Source organism: Pseudomonas fluorescens group sp., from assembly GCF_020093335.1.
In the GTDB taxonomy this organism is placed as follows: domain Bacteria; phylum Pseudomonadota; class Gammaproteobacteria; order Pseudomonadales; family Pseudomonadaceae; genus Aquipseudomonas; species Aquipseudomonas petroselini.
Genome location: NZ_JAIOKW010000002.1, coordinates 1 through 13,370, shown reverse-complemented (window position 1 = coordinate 13,370; position 13,370 = coordinate 1). Strand labels below are relative to the sequence as shown.

Below are 13,370 nucleotides of genomic sequence, written 5' to 3'. Positions count from 1 at the left end.
TCTTATCTGAGCGTAAAAACCAGAACCGCCAAATTTCCCACTATACCGAGGACCACCCACGCAAACGCTACCAGTGCCTTGAAGACCTTCCGCGAGGGGCTGAAAACAACGCTAAGCAATGCCCCGATGAGGATGCCTGGAAAGCTGAATAAGTAGAAAAGCCACCCCATGGAGTCTGTGACCCAGAGGTGGAAAAGGAACAAGTACAGCCCCATGGCAGTCGCCATTCCTCCCAGCGATTCTCGTGACGCTTTGCACAACAACGCGATGCAAAGCACTGCCACTTGCGGTAACCAGGTGCATGCAAAGTTCTCCAGGAAGAAGGGGCCTTTTCCCGTGGTGTAGACGGCAACGGCAAGGCCCAATCCGACGCCGATGGTTGCCAGCGGAATACGACTGAACTGTGGAGGGTTATTTTCCATCGATCTCATTCCCTGTGACCTTTTTGATGCGGAAGGTTCGTGAAAGTCCGCAGCCTTTTTACAGTGAAATCCCGCTAAATCAAGCGACATTCGAGATGCCAGCTTTTTACCCAAACAGCCGGTCGCGGCAGCTTGAATAAAGCAGCAAGAATCGGATAGTAAGCACTGTACGAATTCCAGTCTGATAGCACTCCAAACCAAAATAGGAGTTCGACCATGGCGTTCCGTATAACTGGCCTTTCCCCGGAGCCATTTCAGTCACTGTTTGGGTTGCCCGACCAAGAGCTCGCGTCTCTCGGGATAAAGCGTTACATCGTCGACAGCAACCCAGGCTTTCCTGACCGTATCGAAATGAAGGATGCGGAGCTAGGTCAGAGTGTGCTTTTACTCAACCATGTCTGTCAGCCAGCCAAGACGCCATACCATGCCTCACACGCGATCTTCATACGGGAGTGGGCCGCGCACGCTTACGACGCAGTCGATCAGGTACCCGAGTCTATGCGGATCCGCCTGCTATCACTTCGCGCTTTCACTGATGATGGGATGATGCTCGACGCCGACGTCGCTGATGGAATAGCAATAGAACCTGTCGTTACCCGGATGTTTGCCAATCCAGAGGTTAGTTACATTCACGTTCACAATGCCAAGCAGGGTTGCTACTCCGGGCGAATAGATCGGGCTTAGTTACCGCAGGTGTTTGTGGTTCGTCTTCGATTTTGCTGGTCACCCCTGCCGTTGCGAACATGCTTAATAGGCTGATTGCCGAAAATTATGGCTTTCAGAATGACTTGGCAGGCGTTACATCGGGTACAGTTACCGAGCTTTTGGCCTCCAAGTTTGGTATGTCTCCTGAGCGTGCTGCAGCGCTTGTCGTTGCAGTCAGATTGGGCGTTGCGGCGTTTAATGCGGCAAAAGGTGGTGGCGGTGCAAAAGGCATCGGTGGTACTACAGTTGACAGGAGTGGGCCAACTGTTGCGCCGCCCTCAAAACCGAGTTTCCCCGCGTCGCAAGCCGATGGTGACTTTGGCTACTTGAACCAACCTGGACCAAGTAAACCACCGGCATTTTTTGATGCTCAAGCGTCAGCTAAGAGTTTTATTAATAATGGTAGGATTTACGCCGCAGACTTACAGAAATTGGTTCCGCCTGGCAAGCCAGATCTATTCAAACCTTCAGCTACTTTCACCGACGGTAGCAAGTTCCTGTACACGTTGAATGGCCAGCGGGTGGAGATAAAGTGGCATGCATCCGGATGCGAACGCTGCCATGAATCATGTAGGGTCGAACTCAGGAGCTGGATGGGCCGCGCAAATAAAAATAGGAAATAAATTGCTTGGTCAAGACGGCGTGCTTTACCGGAGGCCTTCGAATACAACGCATACCTGTGGATTTCTAAGCATGAAAAATGTTGAATATTATGAGTCGCTGCCAGATTTCATGACCAAGGAGGAACTTGAAACGGCGTTTACAGAGTTGTTGGATGAGTTCGAACCTGAAAAAAACGGCAGCGCGGTGCTTATAAAGTCATTGGTGCAATTGAGTGAACGACAGTGGCATACCTATAGTTTACTAGACGATAGTCTCAGAGAGCGAATTGAACATTGCTTGTTGTGTTTATGGAGTGGTCATGATCTGGAGCAGGCTGAAGAGGTTATTAGCATTATGGCGAGTTTAGGGCTTGAAGCGATCAATACTTTCCTAGCCTCTCGCTCGCCTAAAGACGTGTCACCGGAGGTGTTTAATGAGATTTCACTCGCGTTATCCGAGTTGGGTAGCTCTGTGTCAGATCCGTATATTGGGATGCGCTAATTAGCGGCGACATAGTTGCGAATAATTTCCTGAATCGCCCCTAGTTTCGTAGACACGCCGAGTGACCGCTTTTGGCCGATTTCTGCCTGTCGCAACTGGCCGAAATCGCCATTCAGCAAACCGGATCCCGATAACGTCTTATCCAGGAATACTGGAAGGATTTAGGCTCGGCTTGATGGCTCCGCCGCCGATAGCTGCCCAGATCAGCGCTGTGGCAATAAGTACAATGTTCAAGCACCTGAATCTGTTCAATACTCACGCCACTCGCCACCAAGTGGTGTAGTGCATATTTTCGTAGATCGAACCAGGCTTCATTATGTGTGACCTCAGGTTCGACCCAAGGCGCACTTGCGGGTGGCACTCTGTGGGGCGTCCACGGCGGAGAATCGTTTTGCCAAAGATGGCTGTCGGCATATTCAATACCCTCGACAAACTTCCTGTTCACCTCATAACAACAGGGGCCGATGGATGGGCCTATCACTATTCGCAATCCAGCAAGAGAAGCACCTTCTTTCTCTAACCGGCCTATCGAATTACCGAGGATGCCTGCTTTCAAACCCTGCCATCCGGCATGGATTGCCGCGACAAATGGTTGATCAACCGACGCAATCAGAACCGGCAAGCAATCGGCAGTGATGACCGCTACCGCACCCCGGACTCCTCTAGAGAACAGTGCATCGGCGACAGGATGTTCATCTCGCCCTTCCACGTCAGCATCGATGATGTGCGTACCGTGAGCCTGGGCACAGTAACGTGTTCCTTCCGGCAGCGTTAAATTTCCAGAAGTCTCGAAACCATGCTCCACGCCGGGGATATCGAGCAGCAACGAAGACAGGTAGGTCATAAAGCAGGTCCTATCGATGGCAATCCCGGGTACTGGCATATCATCCGTAATAGGGATGGGTCAAGCTCGCAGGAGCCCTGCTGGACGTTTACGCTCACAGCCTAAAGCTGCTTGATATGACCGTCCGCACCTGGCCGTTAGCCGCCACTCTAGTGAGTCCCCTCAAACGAGGCTACGCACAGGGGGTAAGTTGTAGCAAGCGCCCCCCATGCACGTTTGGCAAAATGCTTAAGTCCTGCAAGCGGCGTCGCGGACAACCCCGGAAACGCGAGCCAGCGTCGTATTCAGGGTGGCGGGCCACCCTGGCCGTGCAGGGTCCTGCTTAAAATAGTGGCTGTATTCCTTCAAGAAAGACTGAAAAACCGAGCCCTTGACGTGGCGGCTGAAGGCGGATTCATCTTTGTAGATTTCCACGAAGGTCACCTCCGTTTGCTGCGCCAATGGAATTGCTGGTAACGGTGGTTCGATAGGATTGTTGTCAGCGTCCAAGGGGGCGGGGGCTTGCAAGTGAACCATGTACATCCAGGTGTCGGGCTCTTTTTCCCTGACTCTCTCGGCCAAGCCGTCCAGCGCTTGTTTCAGGTCGAGTGGGCATCCATCCAGCAGTTCCCAGCGAGATATCAATGTGATCATCATTGCGTCCTTTTCAGTCATGCCAAAGGTTGAATCCATTCAAAGGAAGGTGCGCCATTTCTTCCCTGGGGATCGTTTGCGATAGGCGTTGCTACCATGGTCAGCGCGGTAGCAGTCATGTCGTGCATGCTGTTCAAAATGGCGGTGTACATTGCGCCCGCGGCGCCATTCAACGCTTCAGCAATTTGATAGAGCATGAGTGAGTAAAGGCGATTGAATTGCTCATTAAGTGCCGACATTGCTGGATCGAGCGCATAATCTGTTGACTTCGGATTGCTCAGGATCGGATAGACCTCGTTGTAGTCCACTTCGAAGGCTTGGCCGGTGGGTGCCTGATGAGGATTGTCGCCAGCCTGGTAGTGGCGACCGAACTGAATTTCCCGAAACCGGAAGAAGTGGGATACCTCATTTGGCTGGCTAAAATACTGTTGGTCGTCGTCATATACGTTATGGCGGCTGCCTTCACCTTGAGTGACGATCACTTGAATGGCGCGCCGAGCCGATGCCAAGTCGGTGATGACGATGGGGCTTCCGCCTCCGCCCCAATAGTAGTCGAGTCCCAATTGGTGCTCGACGTTGCCACTGAACACGGCCGTCGGCCCATAGGTCTTGCACAGCGTCTCAAGCTTGTTGGAGAGCGCCTCGTAAAATTCACCGATCGTGTAGCCGGGCACGTCGATCTGCTGGACGGCCGCGAGCTCGGGATGTTCGCCCCAGCCTTCAGGCAGCTCGATCTGGGTAAAGGTTTCGATGTTGGCCGGGCTGAAAGGGCCGAGGTTGGCCTCGAACTCCCTGTCCTTGAAACGCTTGCCGTTGAACGCCAGTGCCAATGGAAATGACGGGACATTGTCAGCCGTGAAACATGCTCTGCCACCGATAGCAGAGAGCAGATTGCCGGCCAGAGACAAATGCAGCATTTCCTCCATCATCACACCTCGCAGGATGTTAGCGGGCACTCGATTTTTTCCGGGCTTGATACTGATCAGGGGGGTCATATAAAGCGGGATGGTGGATAGTTCCAAGGTCATGGCGGTATGCAGCCACTTGCTCAGTTCTTGTTTTTCCTGTTCCAACGTACTCATGTGATGTGCCCTCGCATTGTCATGGGTGTGCCGGAGCTGCCAGGTGTTCGCCCAACCGTAGCGCCAGTGCCGTAAGCGTCAATGTCGGGTTGATTGCGCCAGTGTTTGGGAAGGCTGCGTTGGAGCAGATATAAACGTTGTCGACACCGAAAACCTTGAGGTCTTTATCGATGACACCCTCTTGCTCTGTCCCTGCCATCCGGCAGGTGCAGGCGGAATGATCGGCTCGCCAGGAAATGGAGGGCGGCCCGGCGAGGGTTGCGCCCATCGACTCAAAGATGTTTCCCACATGGGCGCTTATTTGCTGCATCCGTGTGTTGAAGTCCGCGGACTGCGAGTAGTCCACGATGGTTTCCTGCAGGCCCATGCGGTTGCGGATATCCAGATTCGAGACTCTGTTGCTGTATTCACTCGGGATCTCGACCATGCCGTGAATCTGCACTTGGGTTGGACCTTGAACTGCTTTCTCAATGTCCTGACGCAGCATGCCGTTCTGCATCATTTGGGTGACACTCGACGGCTTGTTGTTGACCAGCGTGGCGAACGAACTCGGCGGGTTTATCAGTATAAATTTACCCGCGGCCTGCTCCTGCGGGCTGTCGAAATAACGGCTGCACAATGTTGGGAAGTCCATCTCGGGCTGCAACCGGTTGGGATTGTCTTTGAGAGTGCCGGTGAACACGAAGTAGGGGTGGGTCACGAAATATCGGCCTACCAGGTCATGATCGTTGCCGATACCCAGGGGCCAATATGTCGAGCATGAACGCAGCAGCAGCTTCGGCGACTCGATCGCGCCGCCGGCCACAATTACCGTGTTGGCTTCAACCGTAAGGAACTCGCCGCTCATTTTATTCAGGTAGGTGACACCGCTGGCATGCTGTCGAGACGACATGGTGATTTGCTCCACCACGCAGTTGTCCATGATGCACAGGTTCGGAAAATTGCCCCATGCCGTCATGTCGCCCAAGAAGTTGGGCGCTGCGTAACGCGCACCGAAAGGACAATATTTGCAGGTGCCTGTGGTTTTGCAGGGCGCGTGGCGGGACGTGGTGTTGGTGATGCCATGGCGGGCGATCGGCACATTGGCGCTGCTCATTCCCAAGGCGGTCATGGCCTGGTAGACGGGCTGGTCCTCAAGCGTGTAAGGAAAGGCAGGGAACGGGTAGGGGGACGAGCGGGGCGGGTCTTGGTCGGTTGAGTCTCCTGAAACGCCAATGTAGCACTCTGCCTGGTTGTAGAAGGGCTCAAGGTCGGTGTAGGTAATCGGCCAGTCGGCACCTTGGCCGGTGTTGCTCTTTAGTCGGAAATCTTCTGCTTTGAGCCGGAAGGACCAGCCTCCCCAATGGATGGTAGAACCTCCATAAGTCATGACCCTGGCTCCCGCCAGTGGGACGACGGTCGCGCCAACACTTAGGTTCTCGCCTGGAGCGTCACGCTGCGGGTAATCCAGGTCATTGTATTTGTAATAGGGCAGCTTCGTGTAAGAGCTGCCCGAAACCATGAAGTCATCCCACAGGGCCTGGTCTTGCATCTTCACCCGGGTGCCAGCTTCAAGGATTAGGATTTCCCGGTTGGGATCGGCTTCCAGCATTCGGTTGGCTATCGCTGCGGCCGCTACGCCAGAGCCTATGATCAAGACGTCGGTATTCATTGTGCGCCCTCCTGCCCGGTCCGGTAGGGGACAGGCTCACCCGGGATGAAGGCGCCGGCAATGTAGCCGGGGTAATTGATAGCCCCTGTGAATGCCTTGAATCCGCCCTGCGAGACTTGGAAAGCAATGAACTCGTTAGATACCTTCTGCCGTACCAGGCTCAACGGCGTCTGTGGCGGCGCTTGGTTGGCTGCTGTGTCGGTGAATAGCATCTTGTAAGCCGCCGCCTCGCCCAAACGTTCGACTAACTCATCCAGCGTCTGGTTGGCTTGAATATAAAAGCTTCTGTACTCGGGGTGCAGTCGGATACGGTTGTCCATGAATACGAACAGCCGTGATTTAAAGTTCTGTGGGTTATCCAGATTGTCCCAGAAATGGCAAATATGTTCGAAGAGGTCGAACATCGCCTCGTATACCTCTGGGGGTAGCGGCTCGGCGCTCAGGTTGGCCGGATGGTTGATCTGTTGCTGGTACATACGTCACTTCCTCCATGGAAAATCGTCGCATAGCCCGCAGCAAGCCATCAGTTGCCTCTCTAACGCCGACGGGCCCCAGTCAGATGGTCGCAGCTTGTCAGGCAGCAGGTTGTGTTACGGTCAGCGTGTAGTTGTAATTATTTTCGCCGACTTGCTGCGGGCTGCTGATTTGGCAAGCCAATCCAGATTCGCGACCTAACGTGATGTACGGCACCCACGAGCCCGGCTCAGAGCCGGAATTGATGACGCAGTTGATCTCGGGATTTTCAGTCAGGTAAAGCGTAAAAAACACGTTGCCGTCGTTGTCCCATAAGCCTGTGCTCACGGGCCCGGCAGTGGCGGGAGTGGATACGGTAATTTGCCCGCCGTAGCTGGCCCCACCGTCATCACTGGCAAAGGACACACCCAACGCAAGGCTGCTGGATAGAGTGAAATTACAGGTGAGGTTTGAGGTGCTGGTCATGATTCGCTCCTTGAATTCAATACGTGGTGTGACCCGATGAAACAGGTGGGTTGGTCCAGTATAGTGGCAATTCGCCAAGCGCCAGTCGAAGTCCAGAATTAATTGGATCCTGTTAAATTACTTGGCTCCGACCCTGTCCGGGTGACGGCGATATCAGTCCCTGCAGGCGGAGCACGCGCGCGCAACGCGCCCTCCGAACCGCAGTGTTCCATTTTGATCAAGTTACGTAGCAGCGTCGCTGAACGCTCTATCTGCTGGGCGTTGTGCTACTTATTACGTGGCCGAGAAGCTATACATGTCGTTCTGATGGATTGGGTTGCGGTGATCTGTAAAAATAATTCTGAGCGTGAATCAATCGAGCGCTCCTCACTCCGCAGACGCAATCTTAATAAGCTCATCAAACCGTAAACTTACCTATTTGCCGCTGTAGCACGGCTCCGAGTTCTGCCAAGTCATTACTTGAACTGGCCGTTCTCTCGCACGACAAAGCTGAATCATCCGCAATATTACGAACTGAAGTAACACTGCGGTTAATTTCTTCTGCCACGCAACTTTGTTCCTCACCGGCGGTTGCGATTTGCCTGACCATCTGCTGGATGTTGTCAATCATCCCCACGATGGTTTCAACCGAACTCCCGGTGTTTGAAACTTGTATGACGGTTTCATCAGTCAAACCGCGACAGACTTCCATCATCCCAGCAGCTTCTTCGGCTATTTTTTGCAGATTGGCGGTCAGAGCTCCAATTTCCAGGGTTGCGCCCTGAGTCCGTTTGGCAAGCGTTCTCACCTCATCTGCTACCACCGCAAATCCTCGACCCGCATCACCCGCCCTCGCAGCTTCGATAGCGGCATTCAGCGCCAATAAGTTGGTTTGATCTGCGACTGACGTTATAACTTGCAATACCCCACCTATATTTAGGCTCTCTATTTTGAGTTGTGCCATAGCGGCTGCAGATTTCGACACCTCAGAGGCCAGACGTTTGATTTGGGCTATTGCGTCTTTTGCCATGGTGCCGCCGGTCTGCGCGTGAAGGTTAGCGTTGAGTGCCGCATGGGCTGCTTCTTCGGAGTTGCGCGCAACTTCAAGGGTGGTTGCTACCATTTCGTGGATCGCGGTGGCGACTTGGTCGATTTCAATTCTCTGATTTCCTACGCCGATGCGGGTTTGCTCTGTCGCAGCGGAAAGGTCAACGGCGGCATCAGAAATAACGGCCGATGACGTATTAACTTGACTAATAAGCAGGCTCAGGCGTGACTGCATTTCACCTAAGGAGGACAGCACACTACCGGCCACTGACATTTTCGCTTCAAGAATCGGGCGCAAGTCACCACTGGCAACGCGCTGAGCGATGGTGGACAAGACAGTCGGCTCTGCACCAAGAGCACGTGATAAACCACGAACTATCAGAGTGGTCAGTACGACCCCTATGGTAATTGCCAGTGCGCAGAAGAACATCAGAAAGTTACGGGTGTTTTTATATTCGTTTTGCGAGTCACTGATGCTAGCCTGCGCGAGACTTGAGTTAAAGCTCTTGTAATTCATAACGCTGGTTACAAGTTTCTTTAGAAGTGGCAGGCATTCACTGTTCATCATATCAATGGCCGCTTTATCATTGCCACTCATGGCTAACCGCGTGATCTCTAAAGCGACAGGGCCATAAATTTTCTCAATTTTCTCGATCTCAGCCACTAAACTCCGAGCGTTGTTACCCTCGGCGGATGGAGGTAACACATTGACGCCCGCTACCAGTTCCGACAAAAGCTTTTTAACTTTTTGATGTTCGGTATTTATGGCATCCGCCTCAGCCTGTCGTTCCACTGCAGAGGTGATCAGTACAAGGTTGCGTGCTGAAATAGCACGTTGCTGCGCAGCGAGCAATAAATCGTTCATCAGCCCCATGCGCTTATCCAAACCATCAACATAATTTGAGAAGCGTAGATTTGATTCATTTAAACTAATGACAGAAAATGCAGAGATCATAAACGTAATCACTACCATTAAGCCAAAGCCCAACAGCAATCTTGTCCGCACCGACCATGAATTTAACATGCTGAGTCTCCAAGAGATTTTTAGTATTCTTATGGTGCAGCCAAGAATATGGCGCATTGGGACTATGGGCCGCTGGATGGCAATAGTTCAAGTGTTAAATGGCGTTGTGATACTAAAGTGCTAAATTGCAACTCTAGCAGCCCAATCGAATTGCCTGCACTGTCTGTGCATATCTATTTGAGTGGTTTTTTATTTCTGGCTGGATATTTACTTCAAAGTCATACGCAAAACAAGAAGTGCTCTATACTTAACTCAATTTAATTTTGTCGAGCCGTAGAATGAACTCTATGCTCAAGTTCATGACAGACCGCTTTTGGCCGAAAGCAGTCCATCAGAAAAAATCATATTGATCATCATCGGGCATCTGTCGACAGGCGGGCTGGGTTTCTACAACTACACGCAGCATCCGCTTGCCTACGCCTTTGTATTGGCCATGAACGGCAAGCCCGACGCGGCTGAAGAGGAGCTCCGACGCTATCATGCGCGTCTTTCAGAGGCCGCCCAGAGGAAGCTTCGTAAGCTGTTCGTGGAGGCCGGCGGTTATCCTGGTCAGTGATGAGCACGGCCAGGTTCGAGGGTGTCGATGTAAAACAACCGGCCCCGCGCTAGTCGTCGATTAACGCTTCAGGGCCTCACACTGGTTACGTAAGTTGCTGTCTCGAATATTTCCGCAGCTTTGACCGTTGATCGTGGCATTGCAGTAAGCGCGTTGATTGTCGTCACTGATGTTGCCGCAACTTTGCCCGTTCATTTCAGCATTGCAGGTGGCCCGCAGGTTATCGTCGCGGATGTTGCCGCAGCTTTGTCCGTTGATTTTGGCATTGCAATAGGCGCGTTGATTGTCGTCACTAATGTTGCCGCAACTTTGCCCGTTCATTTCAGCATTGCAGGTGGCCCGCAGGTTATCGTCGCGAATGTTGCTGCAGCTTTGTCCGTTGATTTTGGCATTGCAATAGGCGCGTTGATTGTCGTCACTGATGTTGCCGCAACCGGCGTAGGCGTACCCACTCAACATCAATAGCAACGCAAATATGACTCTCATCGTTCTCTCCATAGCGGGCAGGAAATAGCTTGGCCGCTGACTGATCCAAAAAAGATCGTGATGCATCAGTGAGCCGGTCAGGTTTTCAACTGGTTGAATAGCTGTTGCAGAAACACATCACCTGCCGCTGATTCTGAAAGTAAATAGTGCCCAAACCAAATATCCCAGCCAGCGGCGAGGCTAAACTCAGCGCAATGGAAACTTGGGTGAATTGTCGTGTCAAGGCCGACGACGGGCGATCCCACCTGTCGGAACCCATGGTGTTTGACTAAGGTGTCGACCAGCGAAAGCCAATAAGCGTCAGGCAATTCGTTGAGGCCCAGGGTTAGATGACCATTGGCTGCGGTGTGAAGAGCTGGGTGCATGGCGGACCCTTCAATCTGCTGTCGATATTGATCACGCGTTCCCAAGCCTACTGCTGCACCGTCCAGACCGCCAATTCATACCCATCCAGGTCCGTAAAGTGAAACCGACTTCCACCCGGGAACGTAAACGTCTCGCGGGTGATAACGGCACCCAGGGCTTTGAGTCTCTGTTGCGTATCATCGAGATCATCCGCATACAAAATCACCAGCGGTCCCCCCGGTCTAACGGGCTCCCCGGTGGTGAAGCCTCCGCTCAGGCGGCCGTCGCTGAATTCGGTGTAACTGGGGTCATAGTCGACGAATGTCCAGCCGAATGCGCCGCCGTAGAAGGCTTTGCTACGGGCAATATCGCCCACGTTGAATTCGATGTTGTCGATTTGTCGGTCTTTGCCGCGAATACTCATGCCTGTCTCCTTGGCTGATGTTCGGAGTCGCGAGTGTAACGTAAGCAAACGCCGTCATGAACGTGAGCGTCCGGGTGCGCCCAAAATGCCTATGATGCAGTCGGAAACAGAATCAAGGGAGGAAATACAGTGGCGTTTGATGAGGTGCTTGACCGGCTGCGCAGTGGTTCATAGCCGGCCTTTCAGAAAGCGCTGATCATGATCCGGATGTGGCAACAGGCAGCTGTCGTACTTCCCAAAAAGTCGATAGCGATTGCGCGCCACGCGGTCGTAAGCCCAATCCCGCAGCCCGCGCGGGATAAAGCGCAACAGCAGCAATGCACGCCACGTGGCAGGCAGTTGCGCAATGATTTCGAACACTGCCTCTGAACGCACCCAATAGTGATGGTCGCGAATGACCGCCAGGGTGTCGAACTGATCCAGGGGCAAACCCGCCCAGGCCAGCAACGCCTGGCCCTCGGGAGATTGCACTGCCGCCAACCGCACGCGCCGCGGGTGGTCATGGCGAATCAGGAACCTTGCCCAACCGTTGCACAGCTTGCACACGCCGTCGAACAACACCACGGTCTCGCCGGGGTTGAGCAAAGGCGCCGGGGCAGGGCGGGTTTGGCAGACTGGCATCGGCGTGGGTCCAGACGGGGCGGATGGCTGTCGATCATACCTGTCTTCGGGAACTGCTGTGCGGCGGCACTGCTGGCATTTTCTGCGCCTGACCCACCGCTATCGCAGCCTCGCGCCTATAGGTATGAACCTAACGCGACAGCGACAGTGCCGCGCCTTTTTCCTCCGTGCCCACGTCGTGCAGGGAAATCCTCGACGTTTCCGGCAACGCCAAACCACCCGCCAGTGCGAGCAATGCCACCGCTATCAGATAAAACGCCGGTGACAGGTTGCTGCCCGTGGTGCTGATCAGCCACGTCGCTATCAGCGGCGCGGTACCGCCGAAGATCGTGTACGCCATGTTGTAAGTGATTGCGGAGGCGGTGTACCGCGTGCGTGTCGGGAAGGTCTCCGACAGCAGCGCTGCCGTGACCACGCCACACAACACGGCGCCCACCGCCAGCAACATGACGCCGACAATGGACGCTGCAAACGAGCCGGAACTGGCCATCAGGAACGATGGGTACACCACCACAATCAACAACACGCACGCGGTCATCACCGTGACCCGACGCCCCACCCGGTCCGAATACAACCCCGCCAGCGGGCAAATCGCCGCAGCGAAGATCAGCGCGATCAGCGACACCAGCAACGCCATCGCCCGACTCAGCCCGCCCGCCACTTGCAGATAGGTCGCGAAGTAGGTGGTGAACATATAAAACGACAGCGCCGTCAGTGACACAAAAGCGCCCAGGCAGCAGATCGCCGCACCATGGTTGCGCAAGGTTTCCTTGAGTGGCGAGTGGGCGACCGCATGCTCCTGCTTCACTGCCTGGAAGGCCGGCGTCTCATCCAGCTTCCAACGCAGGTAAAGCCCCACCAGCCCGAGCGGCGCGGCGATCAGGAACGGCAGGCGCCAGCCCCAGTTGCCCATCGCCTCGGCCGATAACGATGCTTCAAGGGCGTACGCCACCACGGCGGCGGCGGCGAAGGCGGAAAATGTCGACACGGGCACGAAGCTGCCGTACCAGGCGCGCTTGTCACTGGGTGCGTGTTCCATCAGGTACGCACAGGCCCCGGCATATTCGCCCCCGGCGGAGAAGCCTTGGGCGCAACGGATCAGCGACAACAGAATCGGCGCCGCGACACCGATGGCGGCGTAGGTGGGGAGCAGGCCGATCAAGGTGGTGGCGCCGGCCATCAGCAGGATCGTCATGGCCAGGGTACGTTTGCGCCCGATGCGGTCGCCGAGCATGCCGAAGAAAATCCCGCCCAAGGGCCGGAAGGCGAAGGCGACGGCGAACACCGCGAAGGTTTTGAGCAACGCCGCACTGGCGTCGCCGCTGGGGAAGAATTGTTGGGCGATAGTGGTGGCGAGGAAACCGTAGACGGCGAAGTCAAACCACTCGACGAAGTTACCGATGCCGGCGGCGATGATGACCTTGCGCAGGGTTTGGGGGCTTACCTGTTCGGTGGAGGGGCTCGTCATGGGGAAGGCCTCGGAAGGGGTCGGGGATACTGGATTATCC

At 54.4% G+C, this 13,370-nt stretch carries 17 protein-coding genes; 4 read left to right on the top strand and 13 right to left on the bottom strand.

Annotated features, from left to right (window positions below; all coding sequences use genetic code 11):
- Positions 1 to 2: 2 nt before the first annotated feature.
- The gene (locus K7431_RS03020) at positions 3 to 422 is read right to left on the bottom strand and encodes a hypothetical protein (RefSeq protein WP_224265939.1); all 420 of its coding nucleotides are present in this window, start codon (positions 420 to 422) and stop codon (positions 3 to 5) included.
- Between the two features lie 216 nt (positions 423 to 638).
- Between K7431_RS03020 and K7431_RS03015 the strand changes: the two genes are divergently transcribed.
- The 3 genes from K7431_RS03015 (at position 639) to K7431_RS03005 (ending at position 2,231) form a co-directional block, all read left to right on the top strand.
- Complete coding sequence (locus K7431_RS03015) at positions 639 to 1,106, top strand: DUF1203 domain-containing protein (protein ID WP_012724554.1); 468 nt, start codon at positions 639 to 641, stop codon at positions 1,104 to 1,106.
- A gap of 32 nt (positions 1,107 to 1,138) precedes the next feature.
- Positions 1,139 to 1,750 (top strand): hypothetical protein, encoded by a 612-nt coding sequence (locus tag K7431_RS03010; protein WP_148270923.1) that lies wholly within the window; start codon positions 1,139 to 1,141, stop codon positions 1,748 to 1,750.
- A gap of 70 nt (positions 1,751 to 1,820) precedes the next feature.
- The gene (locus tag K7431_RS03005; protein ID WP_012724552.1) at positions 1,821 to 2,231 is read left to right on the top strand and encodes a hypothetical protein; all 411 of its coding nucleotides are present in this window, start codon (positions 1,821 to 1,823) and stop codon (positions 2,229 to 2,231) included.
- A 112-nt stretch (positions 2,232 to 2,343) separates the two neighbouring features.
- Here K7431_RS03005 and K7431_RS03000 read toward each other — a convergent pair whose 3' ends face one another.
- From K7431_RS03000 to K7431_RS02970, 7 genes are all read right to left on the bottom strand, one after another.
- A complete protein-coding gene (locus K7431_RS03000; protein ID WP_012724551.1) occupies positions 2,344 to 3,075 on the bottom strand; it encodes a polyphenol oxidase family protein in 732 nt (243 codons plus the stop codon).
- A 228-nt stretch (positions 3,076 to 3,303) separates the two neighbouring features.
- Complete coding sequence (locus K7431_RS02995) at positions 3,304 to 3,729, bottom strand: putative quinol monooxygenase (RefSeq protein ID WP_012724550.1); 426 nt, start codon at positions 3,727 to 3,729, stop codon at positions 3,304 to 3,306.
- Positions 3,726 to 4,790, bottom strand: a complete 1,065-nt coding sequence (locus K7431_RS02990) for a ferritin-like domain-containing protein (protein WP_012724549.1) — start codon at positions 4,788 to 4,790, stop codon at positions 3,726 to 3,728. Before K7431_RS02990 ends, K7431_RS02995 begins: the two co-directional genes overlap by 4 nt.
- Positions 4,791 to 4,809: 19 nt before the next feature.
- Positions 4,810 to 6,441, bottom strand: a complete 1,632-nt coding sequence (locus K7431_RS02985; protein WP_012724548.1) for a GMC oxidoreductase — start codon at positions 6,439 to 6,441, stop codon at positions 4,810 to 4,812.
- A complete protein-coding gene (locus K7431_RS02980; protein ID WP_012724547.1) occupies positions 6,438 to 6,917 on the bottom strand; it encodes a hypothetical protein in 480 nt (159 codons plus the stop codon). The genes K7431_RS02985 and K7431_RS02980 overlap by 4 nt, the downstream gene beginning before the upstream one ends.
- A 97-nt stretch (positions 6,918 to 7,014) precedes the next feature.
- Positions 7,015 to 7,380 (bottom strand): hypothetical protein, encoded by a 366-nt coding sequence (locus K7431_RS02975; protein ID WP_052308669.1) that lies wholly within the window; start codon positions 7,378 to 7,380, stop codon positions 7,015 to 7,017.
- Between the two features lie 397 nt (positions 7,381 to 7,777).
- The gene (locus tag K7431_RS02970; protein ID WP_043205426.1) at positions 7,778 to 9,430 is read right to left on the bottom strand and encodes a methyl-accepting chemotaxis protein; all 1,653 of its coding nucleotides are present in this window, start codon (positions 9,428 to 9,430) and stop codon (positions 7,778 to 7,780) included.
- 313 nt (positions 9,431 to 9,743) lie between these two features.
- Here K7431_RS02970 and K7431_RS02965 point away from each other — a divergent pair, with 313 nt between their 5' ends.
- Positions 9,744 to 9,986, top strand: a complete 243-nt coding sequence (locus K7431_RS02965; RefSeq protein WP_012724544.1) for a hypothetical protein — start codon at positions 9,744 to 9,746, stop codon at positions 9,984 to 9,986.
- Positions 9,987 to 10,046: 60 nt separating this feature from the next.
- Here K7431_RS02965 and K7431_RS02960 read toward each other — a convergent pair whose 3' ends face one another.
- The 5 genes from K7431_RS02960 to K7431_RS02940 form a co-directional block, all read right to left on the bottom strand.
- The gene (locus tag K7431_RS02960; protein ID WP_043205425.1) at positions 10,047 to 10,472 is read right to left on the bottom strand and encodes a hypothetical protein; all 426 of its coding nucleotides are present in this window, start codon (positions 10,470 to 10,472) and stop codon (positions 10,047 to 10,049) included.
- Positions 10,473 to 10,549: 77 nt separating this feature from the next.
- Positions 10,550 to 10,837, bottom strand: a complete 288-nt coding sequence (locus K7431_RS02955; RefSeq protein WP_043205424.1) for a hypothetical protein — start codon at positions 10,835 to 10,837, stop codon at positions 10,550 to 10,552.
- A gap of 47 nt (positions 10,838 to 10,884) precedes the next feature.
- Positions 10,885 to 11,241 carry a VOC family protein gene (locus K7431_RS02950; RefSeq protein WP_012724542.1) on the bottom strand — a complete coding sequence of 119 codons (357 nt, stop codon included), beginning with the start codon at positions 11,239 to 11,241 and terminating at the stop codon, positions 10,885 to 10,887.
- A gap of 168 nt (positions 11,242 to 11,409) precedes the next feature.
- Positions 11,410 to 11,862 carry a thiol-disulfide oxidoreductase DCC family protein gene (locus tag K7431_RS02945; RefSeq protein WP_012724541.1) on the bottom strand — a complete coding sequence of 151 codons (453 nt, stop codon included), beginning with the start codon at positions 11,860 to 11,862 and terminating at the stop codon, positions 11,410 to 11,412.
- A 130-nt stretch (positions 11,863 to 11,992) separates the two neighbouring features.
- Positions 11,993 to 13,330 carry an MFS transporter gene (locus K7431_RS02940; RefSeq protein ID WP_012724540.1) on the bottom strand — a complete coding sequence of 446 codons (1,338 nt, stop codon included), beginning with the start codon at positions 13,328 to 13,330 and terminating at the stop codon, positions 11,993 to 11,995.
- Positions 13,331 to 13,370 lie beyond the last annotated feature (40 nt).

Excerpts from the sequence above, each read along its gene's own strand:
- K7431_RS03020 (WP_224265939.1), bottom strand. The coding sequence starts at position 422 with ATGGAAAATAACCCTCCACAGTTCAGTCGTATTCCGCTGGCAACCATC.
- K7431_RS03015 (WP_012724554.1), top strand. The coding sequence starts at position 639 with ATGGCGTTCCGTATAACTGGCCTTTCCCCGGAGCCATTTCAGTCACTG.
- K7431_RS03005 (WP_012724552.1), top strand. The coding sequence starts at position 1,821 with ATGAAAAATGTTGAATATTATGAGTCGCTGCCAGATTTCATGACCAAG.
- K7431_RS03000 (WP_012724551.1), bottom strand. The coding sequence starts at position 3,075 with ATGACCTACCTGTCTTCGTTGCTGCTCGATATCCCCGGCGTGGAGCAT.
- K7431_RS02995 (WP_012724550.1), bottom strand. The coding sequence starts at position 3,729 with ATGACTGAAAAGGACGCAATGATGATCACATTGATATCTCGCTGGGAA.
- K7431_RS02990 (WP_012724549.1), bottom strand. The coding sequence starts at position 4,790 with ATGAGTACGTTGGAACAGGAAAAACAAGAACTGAGCAAGTGGCTGCAT.
- K7431_RS02985 (WP_012724548.1), bottom strand. The coding sequence starts at position 6,441 with ATGAATACCGACGTCTTGATCATAGGCTCTGGCGTAGCGGCCGCAGCG.
- K7431_RS02980 (WP_012724547.1), bottom strand. The coding sequence starts at position 6,917 with ATGTACCAGCAACAGATCAACCATCCGGCCAACCTGAGCGCCGAGCCG.
- K7431_RS02975 (WP_052308669.1), bottom strand. The coding sequence starts at position 7,380 with ATGACCAGCACCTCAAACCTCACCTGTAATTTCACTCTATCCAGCAGC.
- K7431_RS02970 (WP_043205426.1), bottom strand. The coding sequence starts at position 9,430 with ATGTTAAATTCATGGTCGGTGCGGACAAGATTGCTGTTGGGCTTTGGC.
- K7431_RS02960 (WP_043205425.1), bottom strand. The coding sequence starts at position 10,472 with ATGAGAGTCATATTTGCGTTGCTATTGATGTTGAGTGGGTACGCCTAC.
- K7431_RS02955 (WP_043205424.1), bottom strand. The coding sequence starts at position 10,837 with ATGCACCCAGCTCTTCACACCGCAGCCAATGGTCATCTAACCCTGGGC.
- K7431_RS02950 (WP_012724542.1), bottom strand. The coding sequence starts at position 11,241 with ATGAGTATTCGCGGCAAAGACCGACAAATCGACAACATCGAATTCAAC.
- K7431_RS02945 (WP_012724541.1), bottom strand. The coding sequence starts at position 11,862 with ATGCCAGTCTGCCAAACCCGCCCTGCCCCGGCGCCTTTGCTCAACCCC.
- K7431_RS02940 (WP_012724540.1), bottom strand. The coding sequence starts at position 13,330 with ATGACGAGCCCCTCCACCGAACAGGTAAGCCCCCAAACCCTGCGCAAG.